Origin of the sequence: Mesorhizobium sp. M0152 (assembly GCF_040322415.1) — a bacterium.
Lineage (GTDB): Bacteria > Pseudomonadota > Alphaproteobacteria > Rhizobiales > Rhizobiaceae > Mesorhizobium.
The window spans coordinates 197,736-223,413 of record NZ_JAMYTH010000003.1 but is presented as its reverse complement, the minus strand read 5'-3'; the positions used below and the strand labels follow the sequence as shown (position 1 = coordinate 223,413).

At 63.2% G+C, this 25,678-nt stretch carries 23 protein-coding genes; 11 read left to right on the top strand and 12 right to left on the bottom strand.

Going from position 1 to position 25,678, the window contains the following annotated elements:
- The 8 genes from NKJ26_RS04960 to NKJ26_RS04925 all read left to right on the top strand — a co-directional run bounded on the left by NKJ26_RS04960 (position 1) and on the right by NKJ26_RS04925 (position 8,215).
- Complete coding sequence (locus tag NKJ26_RS04960) at positions 1 to 1,041, top strand: branched-chain amino acid ABC transporter permease (RefSeq protein WP_352694143.1); 1,041 nt, start codon at positions 1 to 3, stop codon at positions 1,039 to 1,041.
- Positions 1,042 to 1,120: 79 nt separating this feature from the next.
- A complete protein-coding gene (locus NKJ26_RS04955) occupies positions 1,121 to 2,458 on the top strand; it encodes an ABC transporter substrate-binding protein (protein WP_352694141.1) in 1,338 nt (445 codons plus the stop codon).
- A 79-nt stretch (positions 2,459 to 2,537) separates the two neighbouring features.
- Entirely contained in the window at positions 2,538 to 3,329 is a 792-nt protein-coding gene (locus NKJ26_RS04950) for an ABC transporter ATP-binding protein (protein ID WP_352694139.1), read from the top strand.
- Between the two features lie 24 nt (positions 3,330 to 3,353).
- A complete protein-coding gene (locus NKJ26_RS04945) occupies positions 3,354 to 4,601 on the top strand; it encodes an SfnB family sulfur acquisition oxidoreductase (protein ID WP_352694137.1) in 1,248 nt (415 codons plus the stop codon).
- Positions 4,602 to 4,668: 67 nt separating this feature from the next.
- Positions 4,669 to 5,229 carry an FMN reductase gene (gene msuE, locus NKJ26_RS04940; protein ID WP_352600034.1) on the top strand — a complete coding sequence of 187 codons (561 nt, stop codon included), beginning with the start codon at positions 4,669 to 4,671 and terminating at the stop codon, positions 5,227 to 5,229.
- Positions 5,230 to 5,346: 117 nt separating this feature from the next.
- The gene (locus tag NKJ26_RS04935; RefSeq protein WP_352694134.1) at positions 5,347 to 5,832 is read left to right on the top strand and encodes a hypothetical protein; all 486 of its coding nucleotides are present in this window, start codon (positions 5,347 to 5,349) and stop codon (positions 5,830 to 5,832) included.
- A gap of 276 nt (positions 5,833 to 6,108) precedes the next feature.
- The gene (locus tag NKJ26_RS04930; RefSeq protein WP_352600038.1) at positions 6,109 to 7,548 is read left to right on the top strand and encodes an aldehyde dehydrogenase family protein; all 1,440 of its coding nucleotides are present in this window, start codon (positions 6,109 to 6,111) and stop codon (positions 7,546 to 7,548) included.
- A 91-nt stretch (positions 7,549 to 7,639) separates the two neighbouring features.
- Positions 7,640 to 8,215, top strand: a complete 576-nt coding sequence (locus NKJ26_RS04925; RefSeq protein WP_352694132.1) for a DUF1349 domain-containing protein — start codon at positions 7,640 to 7,642, stop codon at positions 8,213 to 8,215.
- Positions 8,216 to 8,450: 235 nt separating this feature from the next.
- On the opposite strand, the gene NKJ26_RS04920 is transcribed toward NKJ26_RS04925, so the two are convergent.
- From NKJ26_RS04920 to NKJ26_RS04900, 5 genes are all read right to left on the bottom strand, one after another.
- Positions 8,451 to 10,025 carry a glycosyltransferase gene (locus NKJ26_RS04920; protein WP_352694130.1) on the bottom strand — a complete coding sequence of 525 codons (1,575 nt, stop codon included), beginning with the start codon at positions 10,023 to 10,025 and terminating at the stop codon, positions 8,451 to 8,453.
- Positions 10,022 to 11,251, bottom strand: a complete 1,230-nt coding sequence (locus tag NKJ26_RS04915; protein ID WP_352694128.1) for a glycosyltransferase family 4 protein — start codon at positions 11,249 to 11,251, stop codon at positions 10,022 to 10,024. Before NKJ26_RS04915 ends, NKJ26_RS04920 begins: the two co-directional genes overlap by 4 nt.
- Before the next feature lie 165 nt (positions 11,252 to 11,416).
- Positions 11,417 to 12,946: a mercuric reductase gene (locus NKJ26_RS04910; protein WP_352694126.1), complete on the bottom strand. Its 1,530-nt coding sequence runs from the start codon at positions 12,944 to 12,946 to the stop codon at positions 11,417 to 11,419.
- Entirely contained in the window at positions 12,936 to 14,285 is a 1,350-nt protein-coding gene (locus NKJ26_RS04905) for a glucoamylase family protein (protein ID WP_352694124.1), read from the bottom strand. The genes NKJ26_RS04910 and NKJ26_RS04905 overlap by 11 nt, the downstream gene beginning before the upstream one ends.
- Before the next feature lie 207 nt (positions 14,286 to 14,492).
- Positions 14,493 to 15,245, bottom strand: coding sequence for an SDR family NAD(P)-dependent oxidoreductase (locus tag NKJ26_RS04900; RefSeq protein WP_352694122.1), 753 nt, complete (start codon positions 15,243 to 15,245; stop codon positions 14,493 to 14,495).
- A 68-nt stretch (positions 15,246 to 15,313) separates the two neighbouring features.
- Here NKJ26_RS04900 and NKJ26_RS04895 point away from each other — a divergent pair, with 68 nt between their 5' ends.
- Both NKJ26_RS04895 and NKJ26_RS04890 read left to right on the top strand, forming a co-directional pair.
- On the top strand, positions 15,314 to 15,436 hold the full coding sequence (locus NKJ26_RS04895) for a hypothetical protein (RefSeq protein ID WP_352600052.1): 123 nt from the start codon (positions 15,314 to 15,316) through the stop codon (positions 15,434 to 15,436).
- A gap of 152 nt (positions 15,437 to 15,588) precedes the next feature.
- Complete coding sequence (locus NKJ26_RS04890) at positions 15,589 to 16,899, top strand: O-antigen ligase family protein (protein ID WP_352600054.1); 1,311 nt, start codon at positions 15,589 to 15,591, stop codon at positions 16,897 to 16,899.
- A gap of 222 nt (positions 16,900 to 17,121) precedes the next feature.
- Here NKJ26_RS04890 and NKJ26_RS04885 read toward each other — a convergent pair whose 3' ends face one another.
- Both NKJ26_RS04885 and NKJ26_RS04880 read right to left on the bottom strand, forming a co-directional pair.
- A complete protein-coding gene (locus NKJ26_RS04885; protein WP_352694280.1) occupies positions 17,122 to 18,387 on the bottom strand; it encodes a polysaccharide biosynthesis/export family protein in 1,266 nt (421 codons plus the stop codon).
- An 84-nt stretch (positions 18,388 to 18,471) separates the two neighbouring features.
- Positions 18,472 to 19,149 (bottom strand): sugar transferase, encoded by a 678-nt coding sequence (locus tag NKJ26_RS04880; protein WP_352600056.1) that lies wholly within the window; start codon positions 19,147 to 19,149, stop codon positions 18,472 to 18,474.
- Positions 19,150 to 19,748: 599 nt separating this feature from the next.
- Between NKJ26_RS04880 and NKJ26_RS04875 the strand changes: the two genes are divergently transcribed.
- Positions 19,749 to 20,024: an exopolysaccharide production repressor protein gene (locus NKJ26_RS04875; protein ID WP_352694119.1), complete on the top strand. Its 276-nt coding sequence runs from the start codon at positions 19,749 to 19,751 to the stop codon at positions 20,022 to 20,024.
- 128 nt (positions 20,025 to 20,152) lie between these two features.
- On the opposite strand, the gene NKJ26_RS04870 is transcribed toward NKJ26_RS04875, so the two are convergent.
- Genes NKJ26_RS04870 through NKJ26_RS04850 form a run of 5 tightly spaced genes read right to left on the bottom strand, consistent with a single transcriptional unit; the run spans position 20,153 to position 25,660 of the window.
- Positions 20,153 to 21,991 (bottom strand): ABC transporter ATP-binding protein, encoded by a 1,839-nt coding sequence (locus tag NKJ26_RS04870; protein WP_352694117.1) that lies wholly within the window; start codon positions 21,989 to 21,991, stop codon positions 20,153 to 20,155.
- On the bottom strand, positions 21,984 to 22,961 hold the full coding sequence (locus NKJ26_RS04865) for a serine kinase (RefSeq protein ID WP_352694115.1): 978 nt from the start codon (positions 22,959 to 22,961) through the stop codon (positions 21,984 to 21,986). The genes NKJ26_RS04870 and NKJ26_RS04865 overlap by 8 nt, the downstream gene beginning before the upstream one ends.
- On the bottom strand, positions 22,958 to 24,874 hold the full coding sequence (locus tag NKJ26_RS04860; protein WP_352694113.1) for a lasso peptide isopeptide bond-forming cyclase: 1,917 nt from the start codon (positions 24,872 to 24,874) through the stop codon (positions 22,958 to 22,960). The genes NKJ26_RS04865 and NKJ26_RS04860 overlap by 4 nt, the downstream gene beginning before the upstream one ends.
- Positions 24,871 to 25,362 (bottom strand): lasso peptide biosynthesis B2 protein, encoded by a 492-nt coding sequence (locus NKJ26_RS04855; RefSeq protein ID WP_352694112.1) that lies wholly within the window; start codon positions 25,360 to 25,362, stop codon positions 24,871 to 24,873. Before NKJ26_RS04855 ends, NKJ26_RS04860 begins: the two co-directional genes overlap by 4 nt.
- On the bottom strand, positions 25,346 to 25,660 hold the full coding sequence (locus NKJ26_RS04850) for a PqqD family protein (protein WP_352694110.1): 315 nt from the start codon (positions 25,658 to 25,660) through the stop codon (positions 25,346 to 25,348). Before NKJ26_RS04850 ends, NKJ26_RS04855 begins: the two co-directional genes overlap by 17 nt.
- Between the last annotated feature and the right edge of the window lie 18 nt (positions 25,661 to 25,678).

Genomic DNA, 25,678 nt, shown 5'->3' with positions numbered 1-25,678 from the left:
ATGACAGCGATATTAGGCGATTTCTCCGCGGCACCAGTGCTGCCGAAATGGATCGCGCCCGTGCTGTTGCTCGTCTTCGCCTATGGCGTCGTGCCGCTGATCGGCAGTTCCTATCTGTTCGAGGCCATTCTGCTGCCCTTCCTGGCGCTCAGCCTTGCCGGCGTCGGGCTCAACATCCTTACCGGCTATGCCGGCCAGGTTTCGCTTGGGAGTGCGGCCTTCATGGCGGCGGGCGCCTTTGCCGCCTATAATTTCAACCTGCGCGTGGAAGGCCTGCCGCTGGTCGGCAGCATATTTCTGGCCGGCATTGTCGCGGCGACGATCGGCATCGTCTTCGGCCTGCCGAGCCTGCGACTGAAGGGTTTTTATCTCGCGGTCTCGACGCTTGCCGCACAGTTCTTCGTGCAATGGGCGCTGACAAAATTCAGCTGGTTCTCCAACGAATCGGCGTCCGGCGTCATCGATGCGCCGAGACTGTCCATAGCCGGCTTCGCTCTCGACGGCGCCGTCGGCCGTTATCTCTTCGCGCTGACCATCGTTGCCGTCATCACCGTCCTCGCATACCGGTTGGTCTCATCTCAGACCGGGCGCAATTTCATCGCTATCCGCGACAATGAAACCGCCGCCCGCATCATCGGCATCCCGGTGCTGAAGACCAAGCTGCTGGCCTTCGCCATCTCGTCGTTCATTATCGGCGTCGCCGGCGTGATCTGGGCCTTCGCCTATCTTAGAACCGTCGAGCCTGATGGTTTCGATCTCGATCGGTCCTTCCAGATCCTGTTCATCATCATCATCGGCGGCCTTGCTTCGATCCGCGGCGCGTTCTTCGGCGCCGCCCTCATCGTCGTCTTCCCGCTGGCACTGTCCCGCCTCGGCGGCTTTCTGCTCGGCGACGTCTTTGACTCGGGCGTGCTCGACATGAGCCAGCGCATCGTGCTGGGCGCACTCATCATCCTGTTTCTGATCCTGGAACCCGACGGGCTGGTAGCGCTGTGGGACAGGATCCGAAGACGGTTCCTGTTCGTCTGGCAGCCGGCCTGAGCCCCATGATCCATTCCAAATCGATATTTTGAAAATGAACCAGAGCCGAACAGACGGCTCATATCGGAGTACAACGAAAATGACTTTCCTCAACGCAATCAAGGCGGCGGCGCTGTCCGCTGCTATGGTCGTGTCGGTGGCCTTGCCCGCTGCCCACGCCGACGAGCAGTATTTCCCGCTGCAGAGCTATCGCGTCGGGCCCTATGCGGCCGGCGGCACCGGCTTCTTCGGCGGCTTCATCGACTATCTCAACCTCATCAATGTCCGTGACGGCGGCGTCAACGGCGTCAAGCTGACCTGGGACGAATGCGAGACCCAGTACGAGGTCGAGCGCGGTGTCGAATGCTACGAGCGGCAGAAGAGCCACACCGGCGCCGCCGCCTGGAACCCGCTATCGGTCGGCATCGCCTACGCCATGATCGACCGCATCACCGCCGACAAGGTGCCGCTGATCACGGTCAACCATGGCCGCACCGACTCCACCGACGGACGGGTGTTCCCTTACGTCTTCCCGCTGCTGCTCAATCCATACAGCGAGACTTCGGGCATCGTGAATTACATCGCCTCCAAGGAAGGCGGCATCGACAAGCTCAAGGGCAAGAAGATCGTCGTGCTCTATCACGGCTCGCCCTACGGCAAGGAGACCATCCCGATCTATGAGCTGCTGGCGCAGAAATACGGCTTCACCGTGCAGCAGATCGAAGTGCCGCATCCCGGCAACGAGCAGCAGTCGCAGTGGCTGACCATCCGTCGCGCCAAGCCGGACTTCGTCGTCCTGCGCGGCTGGGGCGTGATGAACCCGGTTGCGCTGAAGACGGCGGTCAAGGTCGGCTATCCCGTCGACCACATCGTCGGCAATGTCTGGTCGAATTCGGAAGAGGACGTCATCCCGGCCGGCGATGCCGCCAAGGGCTACACCGCCATCACCACGCAGGCTTCCGGCAACTCCTACCCGGTGGTGCAGGAGATCGTGAAGACGGTCTACGACGCCGGCAAGGGCAATCTTGAAGACAAGTCGCGCATCGGCTCGGTCTACCACAATCTCGGCATCGTCAACGGCATCCTCAATGTCGAGGCGATCCGTGTTGCGCAAGAGAAATTCGGCCACCGCACGCTGACCGGCGACGAGGTCCGCTGGGGCTTCGAACACCTCAAGCTTGATCCGGCCAAGGTCGAGGCGCTCGGCGCCAAGGACCTGTTCCATTCGATCAATGTCAGCTGGGACAATCACGAGGGCGAAGGCTACGTGACCTTCCAGCAATGGGACGGCAAGAAGTGGAACGTCGTCTCCGACTGGATCGCGCCGGACTGGGCATTGCTGCGGCCGATCATCGAAAAATCGGCCGAGGCTTACGCTGCGGAGAAAGGCATCAAGCTGCGCACCGCCGATGATGCCGACACCGTGACCACCAACTGACCAGAATAGCGCCGGGCGTCGCGGATCGGTTCCGCGGCGCTTCGCCAGCTTCGGTCCGCGAAACACGGAAGAAGAGCCCATGCCGAACGACGACGTCATTCTTGCCGTGGATGCGGTCCATGCCACCTACAACCACGCCATCACGGCGCTGCACGGCGTCAGCTTCGAGCTCAGGCGCGGCGAGATCCTGGCGCTGCTTGGCGCCAACGGCGCCGGCAAGACCACCACGCTCAAGGCCGTTTCCAACCTGCTGCCGGCGGAGCGTGGCCAGGTTAACGCCGGCACCATCCGCTATGACGGCGGCGACGTCTCGCGCCGCAAGCCTGGCGATCTGGTGCGAGCCGGGCTGGTCCAGGTGCTGGAGGGCCGCCACTGCTTCAAGAGCCTCACCGTCGAGGAAAACCTGATTGCCGGTGGTATCGGCCGCAGCGGCCGTCGCGCCGAGATCAGCCACGATCTTGAGCGGATTTATGCCTTCTTCCCCCGCTTGACGGAAAAACGCCGGACGCTAGCTGGCCTGACTTCCGGCGGCGAACAGCAGATGACGGCGATCGGCCGGGCGCTGATGTCGCGGCCGCTTCTGCTGGTTCTCGACGAACCATCGATGGGGCTCGCCCCGCTCATCGTCCAGGACATCTTCCAGGCGCTCAGAAAACTCAATCGCGAGACCGGCCTGTCGATCCTGGTTGCCGAGCAGAACTCGGCGGTCGCACTTCGATACGCCGACCGTGCCACTGTGCTCGAAAACGGCGTCTCCGTTCTCTCCGGCGCGGCGGCCGAGCTTCGCCAGCGCGAGGATATCAGGGCCTTCTATCTCGGGCAGCAGGCATCGCCAGCCGCCAAGTCAGTCCATCTCCATGCCGTCGCCTGAAACGAAATCCGAAGGAGCAGTGAAATGACCGTCTCGACCGTCAAGACAGACCAGGCTTCCGCCGCCGTGCCCCCAGTCGCAAGGCCGGCGGCACCGGCGCACATCATCAGGGACGACGCCGAGGCGATCGCGATCGCGCATGCGCTCGCCGCCGAATTCGTCAAGGGATCCTCCCAGCGCGATCGTGAGCGGATCTGGCCGGTCGCCGAACTCGATGCGTTTTCGCAAAGCGGCCTATGGTCTATCAATGTGCCGAAGGCCTTCGGTGGCCCCGGCCTGTCCTACGTCACGCTCGCCAAGGTGATCGAGATCATCTCGGCGGCGGATTCCTCCATCGGCCAGGTGGCGCAGAACCATCTTGGTGTCGTCGCCGCCATCCGCACCGTATCCGACAAGGATCAGCAGAAGCTGCTGTTTGCCGAAGCACTCAAAGGCACGCGGTTCGGCAACGCCTTTTCCGAGTTCGGCTCCAAGCGCGCCGCCGACTTCGAGACCCGCTTCACCGATGCCGGCGACCATGTGGTCGTCAACGGCCGCAAATTCTATTCGTCCGGCGCGCTGCTCGCCCATCTGGTGCCGATCGTGGCGCTCGATGACGAGGGTCGCGCCTGGTATGCGATCGCCGACCGTGGCGCGCCCGGCTTGACGGTCATCGACGACTGGTCGAGCTTCGGCCAGCGCACGACGCTGTCCGGCACCGTCATCATCGACAATGTCAAGGTGCCGAAGACGCATCTAGTGCCTGGCTACAAGGGCTACGACAGGCCGACCGCTGACGGTGCCATCTTCCAGATCATCCAGGTGGCGGTGGACACCGGCATCGCCCAGGCGGCGATCGACGAGACGGTCAGTTTCGTCAGGACCAGAAGCCGCGCCTGGATCGACAGCGGCGTCGACAATGCCTGGGACGATCCCTACATCATCCAGGCCGTCGGTGACCTCACGTTGCGCCTGCACGCGGCGCAGGCGTTGCTCGAAAAGGCCGGCCACGCCATCGACCGGGCAGTGGCCGAACCGACGGCGGAGACGGTCGCGCACGCCCAGATCGTCACCGCCGAGGCAAAGATCCTGTCGACCGAGATCGCCATCGCCGCCACCAACAAATTGTTCGAACTGGCCGGCACGCGCTCGACACTCGCCGAGCACAATCTCGACCGGCATTGGCGTAATGCCCGCACCCACACGCTGCACGATCCGGTACGCTGGAAATACTCGATCCTCGGCAAATATTTCCTCAATGGCGAAAACCCGCCGCTGCACGCCTGGAGCTGATTCCCGCCGGCTGGCCGAAGGCTCGCCACATCCAATTTCGCTATCCGCCTTCAAGAGGTCTACTGCCATGTCAAACCCAACAGTCGTCGGCTTTTCCGGCAACATCACCCGGCCGTCAAAGACACGCGCCTTCGTCGACCTGGTCGCCAGGGACATCGCCGCCCGGCACAGCCTGTCGGCGAGCACCTATGATGTGGAGGATCTCGGTCCTTCGCTCGGAACGGCGAAATGGGCCCGCGATCTCGACGGCCAGGCGCGTGCCATCCTGGAGGAAGTCCTCGCCGCCGACGTGCTCGTCGTCGGGTCGCCGACGTATAAAGGCAGCTACACCGGTCTGTTCAAGCACTTCTTCGACCTGATCGATCCGGCCGCGCTGCGCGGAAAGCCCATCCTTTTGACGGCGACCGGCGGCGGCGAGCGCCACGCTTTGATTGTCGAGCACCAGCTGCGGCCGCTGTTCGGCTTCTTCGAGGCTTTCGCCCTGCCGACCGCCGTCTACGCGACCGACAAGGACTTCACCGACGGCGTTTTGCGCTCGGAAGTCATCCTGAAGCGTGCGGCACAGGCGGTGGATGAGGTGGGCTTCGTACTGGCCAACCGCTCGGCGGGCAGGATCGCCGCCGAATAAATTCTCGCCCACGGATCGGTTCGATCGAAATCCGTGTGGCGTGCGACCACGCTTACGCGCAATTTACGACCGCGGACTACAAACGTTCCTGTCTGATTCGTCTGAGACAGGAACATCATGAGCAAAGCCCTCACATCCTTCGCACTGGTCGCGGTGCTCACCGCCTTGCTCATGGCGTTGAGCCTGGCAGTGGCTAGGCACGGCTATCCCTACGGCGCGATCGGCGTCGGACGCCTCGACGGCATCGCCGATGCCGGGACATTCATTCCGCTAGCCGCCGTCTATTTCTTCAGCGCGCTGTTGATGATGATCCTGCCGATCAGGGCGGCCAGTGTTGTCCTGACCAATGCCGCCGATGCGATCTTCTGGACGGTGATCGTGCTGCTTGCCACCATCGTCGGCGGCCTTCTCGCCAGATGGGCCTTCGGCCAGAGCAGCGCCCTGTGGGCGCTCCTGAACTGGCGATTCCTGTTTGCCGTGGCGATCGTGGGCTGTCACTTCGTCATGAACGGACTGCGCCGCAACGTGCTGCTGCGCAGCCTGTTCTTCGTCGTTTTCGCCGCCGCGACGCTGGCCTGCCTGTTCTGGTCGTTCACGCTCTGAACAGATCGTCCTGTCGCCGGCTGGTCGTAGCAGCTGTTGTCAATGGCTGCGGGCAAGCGTCTTCTCGATATAGCCCGCCGAATGACGTCTCATCGATATGCATTGGAACAAGGCGGCTGTGCCGCTGTTGTAGACGCGCCATGGGCTTGTCCGCATAGAGGGGATTTTTGTCGCGGCTGCCGGCCCGATGCGTGCTTTCCCGCAAGGCAATTGTCTGGCAAATACCAATTCAGACCGGATGCCGCCGCGCGGCCAACAGCCAAGGAAGACAGGATCATGACAATGTTTCGGAAAAACCTCATCGATGGCGAGTGGATCGGCGAGGCCGGTTCCCGCAACATCAACCCTTCGGATACCGGAGACATCGTCGGCGAATACGCCTCGGCGGGCGTCGAACAGGCCGGCCAGGCGATCGCGGCGGCCAAGGCGGCCTTCCCGGCCTGGTCCCGCTCAGGTCCGCTGGCGCGCCATGCGGTGCTGAAGAAGGCGTCGGACGAGATCATGGCGCGCAAGGACGAACTCGGCCGCAACTTGGCGCGTGAGGAGGGCAAGACGCTGGCCGAGGGCATCGGCGAGACCATTCGCGCCGCCCAGATATTCGATTTCTTTGCCGGCGAAACATTGCGCCTGACCGGAGACATGGTGCCAAGCGTGCGACCAGGCGTCGGTGTCGAGATCACGCGCGAGGCGGTCGGCGTGGTCGGCATCATCACGCCCTGGAACTTCCCGATCGCCATTCCGGCCTGGAAGATCGCCCCGGCGCTGGCCCATGGCAACACCGTCGTCTTCAAGCCGGCCGAACTGGTTCCGGAGAGCGCCTGGTCCATCGTCGACATCCTGCACCGCGCCGGCCTGCCGAAGGGCGTGCTCAACCTGGTCATGGGCAAGGGCTCGGTGGTTGGTCAGGCGATGCTCGACAGTCCCGACGTCAATGCCATCTCCTTCACCGGCTCGGTCGGCACCGGCAAGCGCGTTGCCGCCGCAAGCGTCGAGCACATGCGCAAGTTCCAGCTCGAAATGGGCGGCAAGAACCCATTCGTGGTGCTCGACGACGCTGATCTCGGCACGGCCGTCGAATGCGCGATCAACGGCGCCTTCTTCTCGACGGGCCAGCGCTGCACGGCCTCGTCAAGGCTGATCGTCACGAACGGCATTCACGACCGTTTCGTCGAGGCGCTTAAGGAGCGGTTGGGCAAGCTGGTCGTCGGCGACGCCCTCGACGCGCAGACACAGATCGGTCCGGTCGTCGACGCGACACAGTTGAAGCAGGATGAGGACTACATTGCCATCGGCCGCGCGGAAGGCGCCGAGCTTGCCTTCGGCGGCGAGCGGCTCGAACGCAAGACGCCGGGTTTCTACCTGCAGCCGGCGCTGCTGACGCAAGCCACCAACTCCATGCGCAGTTCGCGCGAGGAGATCTTCGGGCCGGTGGCCAGCGTCATCCGCGTCGCCGACTATGACGAGGCGCTGGCCGTCGCCAACGACACGCCTTTCGGGCTGACCTCGGGCATCTGCACGTCGAGCCTCAAGCATGCCACGCACTTCAAGCGCAATTCTGAGGCAGGCATGGTGATGGTCAATCTGCCGACGGCGGGTGTCGATTTCCACGTCCCATTCGGCGGACGCAAGGGCTCGAGCTACGGCCCGCGCGAACAGGGCCGCTACGCCATGGAATTCTACACCACGGTGAAGACCGCCTATACATTCGCAGGCTGATCGGCGCAGGCTGATCGGCGCAGGTTGATCGGGGCGCCGGCTGTTCAGGCCGGCGCCGCCACACATATCAAGATCGGACCGGTGCAGCGCGATGGCATTGCTGGACATGACCTGGCTCAATCCGCCGCCGCACCATTCCGTCGACGGCGACGCCATTCGCGTGCGCACCGGAAAGGAGACCGACTTCTGGCGCGAGACCTTCTACGGTTTCTGGCGCGATAACGGTCATTTCCTGCATCGGCCGGTCGAGGGCGATTTCACCGCCGAGGTCACCGTCAAGGGCGATTACAAGGTGCTTTACGATCAGGCTGGGCTGATGGTCCGGCTCAGCGAAACGCATTGGATCAAGGCCGGCATCGAATACACGGATGGTCTTTCCTATTTTTCCGTCGTGGTCACCAACGACACGTCCGACTGGTCGCTAGCTCCCATTCCCGCCGATCCGAACGGTGTCAGGATCCGCCTGACCCGTCATGCCGAGACAATCCGCGTCCAGTATCTGGATCGCTCGGACGGCCATTGGAAGCCGGTGCGGCTTGCTTATTTCCCGACATCCGGGTCGGTCGACGTCGGCATCATGTGCTGTTCGCCGCAGCGCGAGGGTTTTGAAGTCACGTTCTCCGGTCTTTCCATCGGTCCGGCGATTTCGAGGGCTTTGCACGATTGAAGCGTGCCTGCTGGACCGATAATCTGCCGCTCGACATGTGAGCCAACGCGACGACTGGCGCGAGGTCAGGGATCCCGAGGCCCCGCAGACCTATCTCGGACCACCCAGGCTAAAGCAATTCCAGGAAAACTGTGAAACGGTTTTCCGTCCGGAATTGCGTAAAAACAAAGAGATAGAGCGGTTCGGCGTTCCCGTGACACGGTGAACCGCTCCAGAATTTCGGCAAGCCGCGGCCTTACCACGGCACATGTAGGATCTCCAGCTTGGGCAGGCCGACCGGCTGGATGCCGAGATCGTTGGCGAGCACGCCGAAGGCTTCGGTCTCGATGAGATCCCGGTAGGGAATTTCTGGGAAGCGAAGGCCGCCGCGGTGCAAGGCGGCATCGACCAGCAGCATGGTTCCGCCAACGGCATCGAGGCCGATGATGTCGAGATGCCTGAGATCGCTGAGATGATATCGGACTGGCGTGCCTGCCGGGGGCTGATGAAGACCGCCAGATATCTCGCGATAGTAGCGGTAGTCTTTTTGGTGCCGTCTCACGACGAAGCTGTTGAGATCGAAGCTGTCGCCTCCGGCGATCTTCACGCAATTGGGCACCGCGATGCGACGTCCGGTGGCGATCAGCCGGTTCAGCACATCGCCGGGGAAGCGCCAGACGTCGATATCGATCCAGAGCGCCCAGTCGTCGTCCTCGCTCAAGCCATGGTCGATCAGGTAATTGCGCACCTTCGCAATCGCGCCTCTCCTGACGCGTTGCATGCGTGGCCTTGCCCGCTTCGCCCTGTCGAGTCTGGTGCCGACATGGCTCTGCAGCAGGATGATATCGCGATATTTGCCGGCTAACGCTGCGGTTGCCGCCTGCAGCCTCTCCCAGCTTCCGTCCAGGCTGTCGCCTTCGCAGAACACCAGCTTGATCCTGTCTTTCGGGTAGTCGAGTGTATCAAGCGCGTCGAGAAATGGCTGGATGAGATCGGCCGCGTCGCGAAGCGGCACGAGAATGGTGACGTTCCGGCCTGGCGGCAGTGCCGCTGACAGGACCGCCTTGCTGACGCTTGCTTGCGTTTTAGCCTCGTCCAGATGCGCGCCGCGCGTCAGATGATACCAGAACCGGTAGGCTTGGCTGCGGAGCCTGGTGCGCCACCGCGGCGGCGGCTCCGCCGTCCACCATGTGCCGGCCCAGTGATGGATCGAAAGCGCCCCCGTCCCGTCGCTGGTCCCGCGTTCCATGCTTCCGGCGGATGTCACCGGCGTGAACAGGCTGGAGGGGTGGATGGCGAAGGCATGCTGATCCCCATAACCGCGCTGGGCCGAGGTCAGCAGGCAAGGGCCCGTCGCGTCGAGCACGTCCTTGGCGTTGGCGACCCCGGGCATCATGGACAGAAGGTGCAGCCAGAACGGGTGACGAGGCGGGCTCGCTATCGTGCCGTTGAACAGGAGATAGGGTAGACCCCGGAAATCGGCCTGGACGAGCGTGTGCGAGGCCGGTTCCTTGCAGAGCACGATCCGGCTCTCGTTCATGATCGGATCGAAGGATGCGACGCATTCGCAATCGATGTCGGCGTAGATCCCGCCAAAATGATGCAGAAGCATGTAGCGGGCCGCATCCGAGCGCTGGACCCCGTGCGTATAATTGCAGAACATCGGCAGGAAGTCCGGATAGTGCTGAGAGACGAATTCGAGCAGCATCCGGTCGCTCCAGAACATCACCGTCCAGTCTGGATTGTGCCGTTTCCAGCTATCGACATAGCCTTGGAAGCGGGCTGGAACGGTGTCGCTCTTCCATGTCTGGTGCAGGATTTTCGGGATCATGCGGCAGCCTCGTCCAGCCCGAGCCCGTCACGAACGGCGTTGCCGATGGCTTGCGGACCGAACCTTGCCCATACCGCCTGATGTGCGCGAATGCGCTGCCGCGCTCTGCGTTCGGGGTCGAAGCAGAGCCCGATGGCCAGCTCTGCCAGTCCTTCGTCGGTGACCGACAGCAGCACCTCTTCGTTTTCGATAAGGTCCAGTCCCTCAGCCGCCAGCGGTGTCGCGATCACCGGAACGCCGGAGGCCATCGCCTCCAGGATCTTGATGCGCGTGCCGCCGCCTGCCGCGAGCGGGATAATGCTGAGATGCGCCCTGGACAAGAGCGGCGCTACGTCTTGCGGGTCTTCGAGAAGGTGTACGCCCGGCAATGCGGCCAGCGTTCGCACGGCAGGCTTTGGGCTCCGTCCAGCGAGCGTAAGTGTCGCGCCCGGCAGGGCCCGTCGGATGCGAGGCAATATCATGCTGGCCAATCGCGTGGCCGCATCGACATTCGGAGGATACCCGAGATGGCCGACAAACAGGATCGCCGGAAAGCCGCTGTCGGTCGCGGCGTCGGCGGGCAGGCACTGGGGGCCATTCCCAGTGGGAGGAATTCCGTTAGGAACGACGTCGACCGGCACATTGTGCCGGGAAAGCGCCATCAGCTTTTCGCGGTCCCGGTTCGAGCAGACCCAGACCCTGTCGACCAGTGAAAGCGCCTTGCGCTCGAGCCGCCTGATGCCGAGTGCGGTGGAGATTGCGGCAAGGCGCGATCCCGCCGCTTCGGCACGCCGCAACTGCCCAGCCAGATCAGACTCGACATTGTGCATGTCGAGGATGAGCCGCTTCGTCAGCGGCCGCAAAGGCCGCAGCAGCTTGAACAGGGCGATACCTTCCACGAGGATGGTATCCGGACGGAATTCCCCAACGAGCGCCTCGAGCCTCGCCAGGGCGGCGCGCGAAATGCGGTGCTCGGCCCTTGTGCGCCACCAGCCGATCGAACCGCTGCGGGCCTCTCCCGCTATCGACAGGGCTTCCGTTCGGATCAGCGCACCGGGCGGCTTCGCAATGATTGCCTGCGGCCGCACCGATACCAGGAGGACGGGTCCGAACGCGGCCGCGGCCTCGGCGTTGCGGTAGTTCCTCAGGTCCGCGCCCGAGATTGGCGGGAAGGCTGGATCGTGAGATACGACCAGCACCCGCCGCGCCGGTACGGTGACGCCCGGTGGACCGGCTTCGCGGTTCAATGCGGCCGCCTGGGACGTCGCGTCAGGCACTGCATCGTGCGTCGTATTCCAGATGCCATTCAGAACGTTCCGCAGCCACAAAGATCAGCGTCGACTTGTTTAGCCGAACGGTGCTTTCGTCAAGCGCGGATACGCATTGAATGTCGGCTTTGCCGCAGGCCGGGATCATCGCCTGGACCACGCCAGCCAACGCGCCGTCAGGTGCTTCTGGAATGAGGTGAACCGGGTTCGCCGGTAGGCATCGCCCGCCATCTTGATGCCTTGTGCCTGCGTCGGAAAGGGATGGATGACGTCGGCCAGCGCGTGCAGCCCCATGCCCGATTTGATCGCCAGCGACACCGCATTGATCATCTCGCCGGCATGGCTGGCGACGACCGTGGCACCCAGGATGCGGTCGGATCCTTCCTTGACGTGGATCTTGACGAAACCTTCTTCCTCGCCGTCCATGACCGCGCGGGCGACATCGTGCATCAGCACCGTGTAGGTCTTGACCGGGATGCCGTTCCGGCGCGCCTCCGCCGGATAGAGGCCGACATGAGCGATCTCCGGATCGGTATAGGTGCACCAGGGAACGACCAGTTCGCTCAGTCTCTTGCGTCCGAAAAACAGCGCGTTCCGCACGACGATGCGGGCTGTCGCCTCCGCTGTATGGGTGAATTTGTACGCCAGGCAGACATCGCCAGCCGCATAAATGTGCGGATTGGTCGTCCTCAGGTAATCGTCGACCTTGATGCCGCTGGCGTCGTACGCCACGCCGGCGGTTTCCAGGCCGAGGCCGTCGACATTGGGAGAGCGGCCGATGCCGGTGACGATCTCGTCCACGGAAATCGTCGTCGTGTCGTCCTCCCGCACCAGATCGGCGAGCTTCTTGCCATCCCCTGTCCGCACCGCCACCACCTCGGTGTTCAGGCGGACGTCGATCCCTTCGCGCGCCAGCGCGTCCGAAAGAATCTGGGCGGCGTCACGCTCCTCGCCGGGCAGGAACATCGGTTCGCGCTGCGCCAGGACGACTTTCGCGCCCAGCAAGCGGAACGCCTGCGCCGCCTCGCAACCAAGCGGCCCGCCGCCGATGACCAGAAGCCGTGGCGGGCAATCCGTGAGGTCGAACATGGTCTCGTTGGTGAGATAACCGGCTTCGACCAGCCCCGGGATGGACGGAAACTCCGGCCGCGCTCCGGTTGCGATCAGCGCCTTCCTAAAACGCAAGGTCTTGTCCGCGACCACGACCGTGTCCGGTCCTGAAAAGCGCGCTTCGCCAAAATAGAGGTCGATGCCTTTCGCCACGATGGTCGCGGCGGCATCGGCGCGGCTGATCCGCCGCCGGATCTGCCGCATCCGCGTCATTGCACGCTGAAAATCGGCGTGAAGACGTTGCGGTGTGTCACCGCCAAGATTTTCCGCATCGCGCATGTCGGCATAGAGCCTGGCGGTGCGGATGATCGACTTCGACGGGATGCAGCCGACATTGATGCAAGCGCCGCCGATCAGCCTGCGTTCGATCAGCGCGACCTTTCCGCCGAGGCCTGCTGCCTCATGCGCGGCGGTCAAGCCCGCGGGGCCGGCACCGATGACGACCAGATTGTAGAGACCGTCGGGTTCCGGGTTCCGCCAGTGCTGCGGATGCGCGCCCTTGATCAGCTCGAAATCATTGCGGTCGACAGGGAAAGCGGCGGCTTTGGTATTCTCACGCGACATCGCGGTCACCTGGTGCGGCACTTGCCGGCTGTGACAGCCATCCGCCTGTGAAGCCCGCCTTTTGCAGACCGCGACGGATGTGCTGGTTGGACCGCATCAGCTCCCAGATCAGGCGCGAACGGTGGTTCTCGGTCATCATCACCACGATGCCCTGGTCCAGTCCGAAGTGGCCCTCCGATATCCAGCCGTTGCGGCCGAATTTTCGCCGGTTGGCAAGTGTCGGGTTGAAGCCGCTCGGCAGCCGGAAATTGTCGATCACCTCGGGATAGCGGTCCTTCAGATGGCGCAGCGCCGCCATACAGATGTCCGGCGCGAAAGGCAGCGATGCCGGATAGGACCACGGCGCGATCGTGCCGTCATCCGGCCCGAAAGGAGCGCCGCGCGCGGCGTAGCCGGAGAACCGGTGCGGCCGTCGCTCCACCCGCGCGCGAAAACGGCCAGGCCCGTCCCCCGCGGAGAGCCCCCACAGGTTCTCGCCGTAGCCGCCAAAGCCATAGGGGTTGTGCCGGGCATAATCGCGGTGAAGGTAGGTGGCGCGGCGGCTGTTTTCGAAATAGTCCGAGTTCTTCTCGCGCATGAAGGCGTCGCGGATGCCGGCGAAGTCGATCCAGGCATGCGAGAACTGGTGCATGAACAGCGGACCGCCATAGAGCACGTCATAGCCGTAGATGTTTTCCCACTGATAGGTCGCGGTCCACCCCGCATAGCTGTTGTCGGATGTCGGCTTGTCAGGCGCGGCCATCGACAGCACGTAGAGGATGATCGCCTCGTTGTAGCCTTCCCAACCATAGTGCAGAAAGCCGCTCTTCGGTTTCCAGCCTTGCCGCAAGGTCGGACTGCTGCCTTGTGCCCATCGCCAGTCGACGCGCCGGTAGAGCGCCTCGGCCAGCTGGCGGATTTCGGCTTCCTCGTCAGTATCTCCGCAGAAATACGCGCCCGCCACCAGCATGCCGGCGATCAGCAATGCCGTGTCCACCATCGACAGCTCGCAGCGCCAGACGCGCAGGCCGGTCCGCATATCGAGGAAATGGTAGTAGAAGCCCTTGTGGCCGGCAACACCCTCGCCGCTGCCTTGCGGGCTCGTCGAGAAGAAACGCAGCGCGGCAAGCGTCAGCCTCACGGCGGCCTCGCGCGTCACCCAGCCGCGCTCGACGCCGATGGGGTAACAGGACAGGGCGAAGCCCACGACGGCGATGCTGGCCGGCGAATTCGGCCGCGAGGTATCGGCGACCAGCCCGTTCTCCGGGTTCACATTGTCCAGGAAATAGCTGAAGGCCGCACGCTGGTAGCGGTCCAGAAGCTCGTCATCGGAAAGCGCGGCAGGGTCGACTTTAAGCAAATGCAGCGAACTCCAGCCTGATGCCTGCGGCCTTCGTCAATCGCCGAAGGCCGGCACGATACCGGAAGGCTGTCGCGCAGGCCGAACTGTCAAATCGTGTCATGGCTTCCCGCATAGCTTGGTGCGTCGTCGTCGATTTCGATTGCCGGGAACTATACGCGGTACTCTCCCGTTCGTTGCCTCCGTCACGCGGAATTGTAGTTGCGCTCAGTAGGTAGCGCGGCCGCCGGAAACGTCGAATACGGCGGCCGTCGTGAACGAGCATTCCTCCGAGGCGATCCAGCAGATCAGCGCCGCCACCTCCTCGACCTCGCCGAAGCGCGCCATCGGTATCTTGGACAGCATGAAGTCGATGTGCTCCTGGCTCATCTGCTTGAAGATCGCCGTGCGCACCGCCGCCGGCGTCACGCAATTGACCGTCACTCCGGTCTTGGCCAGTTCCTTGCCGAGCGACTTGGTCAGGCCGATCACCGCGGCCTTGGAGGTGCTGTAGGCGGAAGCGTTGGGATTGCCTTCCTTGCCGGCGATCGAAGCAATGTTGACGATCCGGCCGTAATTGCGCTGGAGCATGTGCGGAGCCAGCGCTTTGTTGCAGTAGAATACACCGTTGATGTTGATGTCGATGACCCTCTGCCAATCATCGACGGAATAATTCCAGGTCGTCATGTTCGGCCCGGTGATGGCAGCACTGGTGACGAGGATGTCCACCTCCCCGAAGGCCTCGGTCGTCGAGCGTGCGGCGCGTTCCACTCCGGCCGCGTCGGCAACGTCGACGGCAACACCGTGGAGGCCGGGGATGATGCCCTCTGCCTGTTCGATCTGGGCCGGATCGCGATCCCATACCGATACGCGTCCGCCTTCGTCGACGATCCTTTGCGCTACCGCCAGTCCGATACCGGAGGCGCCGCCGGTGATGACGGCCGACCGGCCACCGAACCGTCCCGCGAAGTTCATCGGCATCTGATTTTCCTCCGGCTCACCCATCGGCGGCGACTTTGAGGTTACCGCCGGGCGAGAATCAAGCCGGCATGCCGGCCGATCTTCTGGGCCAATCCTGGTCCATGCCGGATTTTAGCCCCTTTCCGGTGATCCTGATCCAGGCTGCTGTCGCCGGGCTAGCCCGTGATCTCTCCGCGATCGCCCGGCTGTAAGACAAGGTGACCGGATTTGCCATTGAGCGCGGGGCGCGATAGGTTATATTGCACTGCACAATGGAGATGCCGTTTATTGCACGCCCCTGTTTGCGGATATGCCGGCTGGCTTGTGGCTCGCCGGCCCCGGGTCGTGTCGGCTGGACCCTGAGATGAAGATTCCAAAGTCCCTGCTGGTCGATCCCGAGAAGAACTCGGTCTATGGCAGTTTTGCCGTAGCCGTCTCGATCTGGGCGTTCTCCTACTCCGTGATTTTCGGCCAGGTGCTGATCCTCGCCTACTACGCCGTCTGGCTTCCGCTCATCCTGGTCGACTACCGGCGGTTCCTGCGGCAGCTGTCCAGCGCCTGGCTGCCGCTGCTGTTCGCGGCCTATGTCTGCTCCTCCGTCTTCTGGTCGCAGGCTCCTGGCACCACGGCCAGGACGGCCATCCAGTACTTCTCCCATATCGCCTGCGCCTACGTCGCCGCGCGCACCGTCAGCGTGCGCACACTGACGATCGGCGCCCTGGTCGGGATATTCGTCGTCATGCTCTATTCGCTGAAGGTCGGGCAATATTCCGAGGACGTCCTCGACGGCACCTACAATTTCGTCGGCGCCTTTGCCTCCAAGAACCAGATCGGCTTCGTCGCCTCGCTCGGCATCTATTTCTCCGTCGTATTCCTTGCCTTCCTGCGTCGCGGCCGGCTGAGCTTCATCCTGACGGTGCCTGTCGTGCTGCTGTCGGCCTATCTCCTGGTCGTCTCGCATTCCGCCACTTCGATGGCTTCGATACCGGCGGTGCTGGCGCTGGTGGCGCTTCTCGCCATGAGCAAGCTGTTGTCGCGGCGCTATCGCCGGGTGATCTTCCTGGTCGGCGCCGGCCTGCTGGTCGTGGTGGCTTTCGTCGCCCTCAATCTCGGCCTCATGGACTTCGTGCTCGGCATCTTCGGCAAGGATTCGACGCTCACCGGACGGACCTATCTGTGGGAGCAGGGCTGGGATACCGTCCAGAGATCGCCAATCCTCGGCGTCGGTTATGCCGCCTATTGGGTGCAGGGCTTCGCCGAGGCCGAGCGGCTGTGGAACGAATTCTACATCACCACCCGCACCGGCTTCCACTTCCACAACACCTACATCGAAGCACTCGTCGAACTTGGCTTCGTCGGGGCGACGATGATCGCGCTCATCATGCTGCGCACGCTCTACGGCCACGTCTCGGCGGTGATCTTTAGGGCATGGCAAGCGGAATCGGTTGTCCTCATCGGCGTGATGGTGCTGCTGCTTATCCGCTCCTTCGTCGAGGTCGAGATCCTCAACCCCTATATCATGGGCTCTTTCCTGTTGTATTTCAGCTTCTTCAAACTCGCGCGGCTGCCCGTTACCCGCACATGGCGGGCCCCGGCCTTCCAACCGGCGGATGCGGCGGGGACCGCGGCCGCCTGGCCTCAGCACGGCCGCGCGGCGGCAGCCGACCAATCATGAACCGGAACGCTCAAAAAACCGCGCTGCGGTTTTGAGACGACGACATGCGTAAACACTTGAAGCGCGCCGCCCTTCAATAGCAGCACGCTTTGCCGCTTCAGAGGCCAGAGCAATTCTAAAGCCGGAACGGGCAGGAGTCCTCGGGCACGCGTGGCGCCCAGCAGGGATCCATCCCTTTGCGGGATGGATCGAAACACCGAGATCGAGTTTGAGGTCTGCGGCCTACTGGCTGGCCAATGGCGCCAGCTTGACCTTGATCACGTCGCCGGGCAGCACCGGCGTGTCTTCCTTCGCCGCGATCTCGCTCGTCTTGCCGTCGGCAGCCCGCAGCAGCGAATAGATCAGGGTGGGCTCTTCGTTGGTTGCGCTGGCGGCCACTGTGGCGGGATCGGTGGCTTGGGCCATCAAGCCTTTCTGCATGTTGACCCGCAGCGCGGCCTCGTTCAGGTCGGCTTCGGTCTGCTGCCGGTCGGCGGCGAGGCTCGAACTCAACGTGTTCTGGGCATCGATGGCATCTTGCGTTGCCTTGCTGATCGCCTGCTTGGCGGTGAGGATGGCCGTTTCGTAGTCCAGGATCTTGCCCTGCAGGTCCGTGACGGACTGCTGCGAATCCAGCAGTCTTGCGTTGGCGACCAAGCCTTTCTGCGCCAGCGGACCGATGCTGGTGAGCTGCTGCTGTGCCAGATCGACCTGCTTCTGCTGGTTGCCGATCTTCTTCTGCAGCGATTCGATCTCGGACTGCAAAACCCCCTTCAGATCGTCGAGCGCCTGGAGCTTCAGCTTCAGCGCCTTCTGGTCGGCCGTCAGGATCGTCATCTCGTCAGCGACGATGGCCGGCAGTCGCGGATCGCCCTCGACCTCCTTCGGCGGCTCGAAGCTCGTCTTGCCCGCGAGATCGGCATCGATGCGGGCGCGCTTGACGATGAGCCGGACGCGCTGGTCGTCATAGATGTCGAAGTTGCCCTTGGCGGTGACCATGTCCTTGCCGAGCTGGGGGCCGTAGTCGGCGCTTCGTCTGATGCCGCCGGCGACGCTGATGGCCTTCAGCACCGTCAGGTCGGGCACGTAAGGAAATTGGCCTGGGTTCTGCACCTCGCCCGAGATGTAGAATGGCCGGAATTGTGCCATTTCGACCGACGCTTCGGGCTTGTCGGATAAAGCGAGCTTACGCTGCAGCGCCTCGCCGATCGCCGCGGCGACTTCCGCGGTCGTCTTGCCGGCTGCCGGCAGTTCGCCGACGAAAGGCACCGACAGCGTTCCCGCCGGGCCGACCGTGTACTGGCCGTTGACGGCCGACCAGTCCCGGAACGTGCCTTCGACGGTTTGCCATTCCGCGATGCGGATGGTGAGCTTGTCCTGCGATCCGAGATGATATTCGTCGGCGGAGGCGATCCGGGGAAGAGCGAACGACACGGCAACGCACGTGGCCATCAGCCACGCCCGCCGTGAGCGGCCTGGAAACAGGCCGCTGCCAAAAGCTTCGAACAAATCTGTTTTCAACTGAACGTTCCGATCCGCTTTAGCCCCATCGCCCGATGAGCTTGCCGCCGGATGCTTGGCATTGCTGGCTGATCAGTAGGAGCCGCGCGACATCCAGACGGCTGGAACCGTCTTGATAATGATGCGAACGTCCTCGAACAGCGACCAGTTCTCGACATAGTGGCGGTCGAACGCGACGCGGCTGTCATAGGAGACGTCGTTGCGGCCGCTGACCTGCCACAGGCCGGTCAGGCCGGGCCGGGATTTCAGATAGTACACGGCGGCGCTGCCGTAGATTTCTAGCTCGTCGCGCACCACCGGGCGAGGCCCGACAAGGCTCATGTCGCCCTGCAGGATGTTGATGATCTGCGGCAATTCATCCAGGCTGAGTTTCCTCAAGACCGCTCCGACGCGGGTGACACGCGGGTCGTTCTTCAGCTTGCGGGTCGAAATCCACTCCGCGTTGGCTTCCGGATTGGCGGCGAGATAGGCGGCCAGCACCCTTTCACCGTCGGGAACCATGGTGCGGAACTTGAGGCAGGGGAAAACCCGTCCGCCGCGCCCTATCCGCCGATGCCCGTAGAAGATCGATCCGCCATCGGAGAATTTGACGAGCAGCGCTATCATGACGAATAGCGGGCTGAGAGCGATCAGGCCGACCAGCGAACCCGCAATGTCGAAGCTGCGTTTGATAAGGCCGCCGATCGGCGGCGGAAAATCGGTGTCAGCCTGCGAAAAGTCCGCGGTAGCCGACTTGGCAATGTCCCTCATGCCGAAACTCCATGCGTTGAACGAATGGTTTACGGCACGATACCAAAAAAATGTTGCAGCGCAACACACAATTTCCCATAGGCCTGAAATAGTCACGTCATGAATTGACCAAATAATAAGCTCGCCCTGCACAAATTTCGGAATATTTAGCACATTTGTGACAATAAATGGGCATTGCTGAAAAAATGCGGGCCTTTTTGGGGCGAATTTCGGGCAGTGCGTTCCATTCGCTCCGGAGCGGGGCATGTTAGTGCTTTAGGCTGGCGCGATGTTCGCAGCTATTCACGTAAAATACTACTCAATATTGTAGATTATACTGAAAAACGATGACGGATGGAGTTTGAGCGACGTCCCGTCGTGTGCGTTGCAGCATGGGTGAGTCGACCGTGAAAGCTCAACTAAAAATATTTGCGGTTGCCCTTGCCGCCTTTTGCTCGCCTTAATAGAATTGCAAATTATACCTGTCATGGTGGCGACAGGTTGAAAGGCCGGAAGCAACCGGTCGAGAGCGGGGCGATTTAACAAGCCCGCATGACAAGGGACTGCGCTCGGGTGGGGCAATCGTTGGATATACCCGAGCCGGATTATGGGCTGTGGGTATGTCGCTTCCAAAATTCATCGTTGGGATGATTTTCGCGCTCGCGATCGTCGTCGCTTGGTCCTGGCTGGGCGGAGCTTCCGTGGGTACGACGCTGCTGCGCGTCATCCTCTGCGCCGTGGCCATTCAGGTGGGCTATTTCGTGCTCGTCTATGCCATGATCGCCAGGAGCGCGCCGACGCCTGCCGACAGGGCTCGCGACGCCGAGAGAAAACTGAGTTCGACCGAAGTGGCCGAAGGCGAGAAGCTGGGCAGCGCCAGGCGGGGCCTCCACTAATAGCACACCACGCGTCTGACGAGTTGGAGGCCCGGTGGGCAGCCGGCGTTTCAGCGTTCATTCCACGCGGTGCGCCCAGGCCGCCTCTCAGTCCTTGTGAACCGTTGCCACCCAGAACCTGGCCGGCCTCACGCGACGTTGGCTGCCTCGGACTGTTCGCCCGACAGCATCCTCGACAGCCGGCTCGCCGGTTTTTCCTTTAGCCGCTGATATTGCCCGACTTCGACGACGCGGCCGTCTTCCATCGCCACCACCCAGTCGGCAAAGGCAATCATCGAGGGCCGGTGCGCGATGGTGAGGATGGTCATGGTGCCGCGCAACCCGTCGATCGACCTGGCGATCAGCGACTGGTTCTGCCAGTCGAGCGCGCTTGTCGCTTCGTCCAGGATAAGCAGCGATGGCTTGCGCAACAGCGCACGCGCCAGCGCAATGCGTTGGCGTTCGCCGCCGGAGAGCCGCACGCCGCGGTCGCCGACCACCGTCTCCAGCCGGAGGTCGAGCCGTTCGACGAATTCGCCGGCGTGCGCGGCGCCGAGCGCGGCCCATAAATCGCTGTCGCCGGCCTGCGGCGCGGCAAGGCGCAGGTTCGCCGCGATCGTGTCATGCAGCAGGAACACGTCCTGCGGCACATAGGCCACCTGATCGCGCCAGCGGCGGCGGTTGGCGGCATCGATCTCGACGCCGTCGGCGAGGATACTGCCCGCTGTCGGCTCGAGCAGGCCGAGCAGCATGTCGGCGATCGTGCTCTTGCCAGATCCCGACGGGCCGATCAGGGCGGTTACCTTGCCGGCCGGCAGCGCGAACGTGACGTCGCTCACCACCGTCTTGCCGGCGCCGTCGTCATAGGCGAAGGAGACGCCACGAATGTTCAGCCCGGTATCGAGCGACAGCTTTCTGGAATCCTGAAACTCCACATGGCCGGGCTCGCGCTCCGCATCGAAGCGCGCCTGCAGGCTGCGCATCGCCGTATAGGCGGGCAGATTGATCAGCACCTGCTGGGCCTGTGTCTGCATGTCCATGAAGCGCGGCGCTATGCGCATGAAGACCAGAAGCAGCACGACGATCTCGGCCAGCGACAGGTTGAAGCGGACCAGCGCCACATAGATGAACAGGCTGAGGCCGATGACGCTCGCTACCTGGAACACGGCAGTGCCGATCGAACTGTTGCGGACATAGGCGATGTTGTCCGCCTTCATCCTTTCCAGCGTCGACCGCAGCTGCTCGAAGTAGGTCGCCTCGACGTTCAGGCTCTTGGCCACCTTGATGCCGCCGAGGAATTCCGAAACGGTCCGGTATTGGTCCTGTCGATTGGTTGTAAGGACCCGGCCGAAAGCGGTGGCGCGCGCCCGAAAAGGTTGCAGCGCGACGAACATCAAGATGCCGATCACCACGGCAAACAGCGTCATCACAGGCGAGATGAACATGGAAATCACGAGATAGCCGGCCAGAAGCACGGCGATCTGCACCAGCATCAAGAGCGAGAACGCCGCCCCCTGGACACGGTCGATGTCGCCGGTCAGGGCATGATCGAGATCGGAACCGCGCATGCGCGCGAAGACGCCCCACCGCGCCTTGCCGATGCTCTCGAACAGGTTCATGCGCAAGCGGTTGATGAAATCGAACAGAAGCCTTGCCATGTAGACCGCTTTGAAGCGGTTGAACGCCGCTTGCAGGGCAACAAGCGCGACAAGCGTGCAAAGCACCGTCGTCAGTTGCAACGTTCCATCCGGCACCAGCCAGCGCACGAATTCATTGTTCGGCAGCCGGACGGCGAAATCCTGGTCGGCGCGCCCGACCAGATGCAGCAGCGGCACAAGCAGCAGGATGGAAAATCCTTCGGTCAGGCTGCCAAGAATCAGGAACAGCAATGCCGTCCAGGCTCGCCGGCCGCCGATCTGAGCAATGACGGCGCCAAGCGCGGCAACGTCGCGAAACAGCGACAGGCTGAAGACAGATGGCTTAGACATCAGCCGCTACATCCCGTTCGATCGACTCCACCGCCTCGTCGATGCGCTGCAGGCCGGCAGGCACTTCGAGGCGGCACACGCCGACATGGTCCGCGAGGCGCGCGCATTGCCGCAGATGCATCGCGGCGAAATAGCCGGGCAGGGCCGCGCGGCCGAAACGTGTCACGTAGGAGAATTTGATGAGAGCCGGCAAGGCGGCGATCGTGGGCAATGGCGTGATTTCAGCTTTCCCGCCGCGTTCGAGGATATAGATCCTGGCCGCCGGCACCTTGGCGCCGGAAAAGGCGCCGTGCAGGCGATGCTGTGCCTTGTCGATTGCCGGATGCACTTGCGGCCGCACTTGCACGTGCCCGAGCGAAATCGCGGCCGCGGCGTCGGCCGCGAGCTTGATCTGCGGAAATCCTGGAACGATCATTGGCTGGTCAGGATCGGTGAGATCGAGCGCCACGACGTCATCGGTAAGCAAATCATGTCCGGCGCGGATCATCGCGCTTGCCGTCGTCGATTTGCCCGCGCCCTTGTCGCCCATGAAGATGGCGCCCCTGCCGGACACCGAAATCGCGCTGGCGTGCAGGACAAGCAGGCCGCGCTGGTGCAAGAGCAGCGCCATCACCGGGCCGAGCAGCGGAAACGCGATCAGCGTGTCGTCGACCCCCGGCGCCGGCTCGACCTCGATGCGGGATCCATCGCTGATCAGGAAGGCGCCGACGGCATCCCATGCCAGATACTGCCGGTCCTGCTCGAAACGGAAGATCGTCGCTGCATTGGTCCCAGGCTTCGGCATGTCGATCGCGCCGACGGTGATCAGGATGTCCGCTGCCGCCGGCTCCACCGGCTCCAACTCGGGCAATGACACTTCCGATGCGATGGTAAGACCGTACGCCCCGTAGAAGCGCCGTTCTCTCACAGGCCCGCCATGCGGAGGTGGAGGATCAACGCCTGCCGCGAGCGGCTCGGTTCGGGGCATCATGCGGGACTTCCACGCTGCTGGAGCTGCCGCAGCCAGAGCGACAGCGACGCCGAGCGCCAGACGTACTGGACGTCCAGCGGTGCGACCTGATCTGGCTGGCGCAGCAGCCGCGCATAGGCGGCGCTGACCTCCGGCAGGTTGACATAGGGCGCGATACGGCCCGCATCCAAGACGAGCAGCTGTTCCAGAAGTTCGCGATGGTTGCGCACCATGCCGTTGACCAAATTGGCGGTGAAATCGATCTTGTCGCGCCGCCACTGCACCGCCGCCGGCAGGATGCCTTGCATGGCGCGGCGCATCACATAGCGGCCAAAGCCGTGGCTGAGCTTCTCCTCGCCCGGCAGCGCCAGGCAGAATTCGACCAGCGGCTTGTCCCAGAACGGATAGCGCGGCTCGACGCCGAAATTGGCGGCGGCCTTGTCGAGGACCTCGAAGGAGTGCGGCACATAGCCGTTGGACAGGATCCAGCGATGGCTCAAGGCGTCGCTGGCCTGGACATCGGGCGGCATGGTGCCCGCCCGGTGAAACCGGTCGATAAGCTCGGTTCGCCTGGCCAGGTCCGGATTGATCAGGTCGCGCCAGTTTCGGCCGCGAGGCGCCGGCTTGCGTATCCTGTTCAGCGCACGGTTCGCCAGATGTCTCAGCTTGGCGATGCGCCAGGCCGGCCCGTAGATGGTGAGGAATTGGAAGTACAGGCCAAACGTGCTGTCGCCATAGGTATTCGAGGCGCTGCGGATCTCGCGCCAGAGATCCAGCCAGCGGCCGGAATTGGCCAATTCATGCAAGTGGCCATGGCCTTGCGAGACGACCTCGTCGCCGCCATGGCCGTCGAGCAGCACTTTGATGCCCTTCGCGCCCGCCGTCCGGTAGATACCGCGGGTCAGCGTCAGGCCCGGCGCCAGAAACGTTCCTTCCTGTTCCTCCAGCACCCGTTCGAATTCGGCGAACGGCGCATAATTGCCGACCGCGATCAGCGTTGGGTCGACATTCTGCTGATCGAGGACCGCATCGATGAACGGGCGTTCGTCCATCGACGAGCCCTTCTCGAAAACCAGCGAAAAGGTCGGCAGCCTCGGCTTGCGCTCGACGGTGTTTTGCAGGCCGGCGACACAGGCGATCGACGAGGAATCGAGACCGCCGCTCAGCATCGCGCCGACCGAGGATGTTCCCCGCATGCGGTTGCGCACCGATTGCGAGAACAGATGCGCGAACTCCTCCGCTGCATCCGGTCGCATCGGCAGGGACGACGGTTCGATCTGCCAGTATCGGCGCAGCGTCACCTGTTGCGCGGTGACGGTGAGGCTATGGCTCGCCGGCAAGCTGAATATATCGCTGTAGGGCGTGGACTGCGGATCGTCGGGGAGCCCGGCTAGGAACCCCGAGATCCGATACTCGCTGATGCGTGTCTCTATCCCCTCGATGCCGAGGATCGGCCCGATCTCGGAGGCAAAGGCAAACCGCCGGTCCGTGGCATGGTAATAGAACGGCTTGACCCCGAAATGGTCGCGCGCGCAAAAGAGGAGCCGCCGCTCGCCGTCCCAGATGGCGAAGGCGAAATCGCCCTGCAGATGCATTGGACAGGCTTCGCCCCAGCGCAGATAGGCCCGCATCAGCAATGTCGCGTCGGCGACCGACCTGTCGCCTATGCCTAGCCTCGCCAGAAGCTCGTCACGGTTGTCCAGCCGGCAATCGGCGGTGATGGCGAGCTTGCCGCCAGCCATCGTCAGTGGACCGGGTCCTGGCTCATTCGTGGTGTCGAGCCAGGCGTGGCCAAGCGCCAATCCGGTGTCCAGCCACCACGAGCTTCCGTCAGGGCCACGATGGCGCATACGCGCCAGCATCCGCTGGATGTCGGTCGCCGCGACCGCCGGTGCGGGGTCCTGCCGCAGCAGGATTCCGGCCACGCCGCTCATCGGCTGCCGTGGTCGACCAGATGCGTGAAACCATCGATCGATCCGCCAAGCACGATATGGTTGTCGCTGATCAGCCAGGCATGGGCTTTCAGTTGCTCGCCGGTGCCGCGTTCGATGCCGATGCGTATATTCGAGGCATTGCCCTGGCGCGCGAGAATGTATTGGCCGGAAAGTGCCTGGGTCAGGCACGTGGCGCGCGGGATGAACCGTGCGGCGGCGGCAATGCCCCAGCCGACACGCCGCAGTTCGCCCATGCTTGCGCACTGACGCGCCTCGAGCCGCGCCACCACGTTGCGGACGCGATTGTAGGACAGGAATGTCAGCGCCAGCCGGACCGAGGCCACGACCAGCAGACAATGGCTGAGAAAGATGATTTCCGAGCCGCTCAGGGACCAAATCCTGGCCAGACCCCGTCGGCCAAGCCGACGCTTGGTCTGCCCGGGGGGGCTCGTCGCGTCCTGCGAAACCGGCCTAGACAAGGGTCTCATGATGGAGCCTCGCAAGCCCGTTTTCGGCCAGGCCCTGCAGCAATGCGTCGACATCTGCCCTGCAGCGCTCGGGGTCGACATTGTAGCGCGCGAGCACGGCGCTGCGGATGTCCACGATCGGCTTGGGCTCCTGGATCAGCTGCCAGATGAAGGCGCCGACGCCATTCAGGCTGTAATAGATGTTGGACTTGAGATCGAGGAGCGCCAGGCCCTCGCCGAATTCGCAAGCCACGGCATCCTTGGTCGCGCTTACCAGGTCGTGGTCGGCCAAATCACGGCCGGATAGCTTCCTGTTCATCCCAAAACCTCGCTTAAA

Bases quoted from the DNA above. Each gene is read 5' to 3' on its own strand.
- NKJ26_RS04955 (WP_352694141.1), top strand. From the start codon at position 1,121: ATGACTTTCCTCAACGCAATCAAGGCGGCGGCGCTGTCCGCTGCTATG.
- NKJ26_RS04950 (WP_352694139.1), top strand. From the start codon at position 2,538: ATGCCGAACGACGACGTCATTCTTGCCGTGGATGCGGTCCATGCCACC.
- NKJ26_RS04865 (WP_352694115.1), bottom strand. From the start codon at position 22,961: ATGATGCCCCGAACCGAGCCGCTCGCGGCAGGCGTTGATCCTCCACCT.
- NKJ26_RS04870 (WP_352694117.1), bottom strand. From the start codon at position 21,991: ATGTCTAAGCCATCTGTCTTCAGCCTGTCGCTGTTTCGCGACGTTGCC.
- NKJ26_RS04935 (WP_352694134.1), top strand. From the start codon at position 5,347: ATGAGCAAAGCCCTCACATCCTTCGCACTGGTCGCGGTGCTCACCGCC.
- NKJ26_RS04860 (WP_352694113.1), bottom strand. From the start codon at position 24,874: ATGAGCGGCGTGGCCGGAATCCTGCTGCGGCAGGACCCCGCACCGGCG.
- NKJ26_RS04850 (WP_352694110.1), bottom strand. From the start codon at position 25,660: ATGAACAGGAAGCTATCCGGCCGTGATTTGGCCGACCACGACCTGGTA.
- NKJ26_RS04930 (WP_352600038.1), top strand. From the start codon at position 6,109: ATGACAATGTTTCGGAAAAACCTCATCGATGGCGAGTGGATCGGCGAG.
- NKJ26_RS04920 (WP_352694130.1), bottom strand. From the start codon at position 10,025: ATGATCCCGAAAATCCTGCACCAGACATGGAAGAGCGACACCGTTCCA.
- NKJ26_RS04855 (WP_352694112.1), bottom strand. From the start codon at position 25,362: ATGAGACCCTTGTCTAGGCCGGTTTCGCAGGACGCGACGAGCCCCCCC.
- NKJ26_RS04875 (WP_352694119.1), top strand. From the start codon at position 19,749: ATGTCGCTTCCAAAATTCATCGTTGGGATGATTTTCGCGCTCGCGATC.
- NKJ26_RS04925 (WP_352694132.1), top strand. From the start codon at position 7,640: ATGGCATTGCTGGACATGACCTGGCTCAATCCGCCGCCGCACCATTCC.
- NKJ26_RS04945 (WP_352694137.1), top strand. From the start codon at position 3,354: ATGACCGTCTCGACCGTCAAGACAGACCAGGCTTCCGCCGCCGTGCCC.
- NKJ26_RS04900 (WP_352694122.1), bottom strand. From the start codon at position 15,245: ATGCCGATGAACTTCGCGGGACGGTTCGGTGGCCGGTCGGCCGTCATC.
- NKJ26_RS04960 (WP_352694143.1), top strand. From the start codon at position 1: ATGACAGCGATATTAGGCGATTTCTCCGCGGCACCAGTGCTGCCGAAA.
- NKJ26_RS04910 (WP_352694126.1), bottom strand. From the start codon at position 12,946: ATGTCGCGTGAGAATACCAAAGCCGCCGCTTTCCCTGTCGACCGCAAT.
- NKJ26_RS04890 (WP_352600054.1), top strand. From the start codon at position 15,589: ATGAAGATTCCAAAGTCCCTGCTGGTCGATCCCGAGAAGAACTCGGTC.
- NKJ26_RS04880 (WP_352600056.1), bottom strand. From the start codon at position 19,149: ATGAGGGACATTGCCAAGTCGGCTACCGCGGACTTTTCGCAGGCTGAC.
- msuE (WP_352600034.1), top strand. From the start codon at position 4,669: ATGTCAAACCCAACAGTCGTCGGCTTTTCCGGCAACATCACCCGGCCG.
- NKJ26_RS04895 (WP_352600052.1), top strand. From the start codon at position 15,314: ATGCCGGCCGATCTTCTGGGCCAATCCTGGTCCATGCCGGATTTTAGC.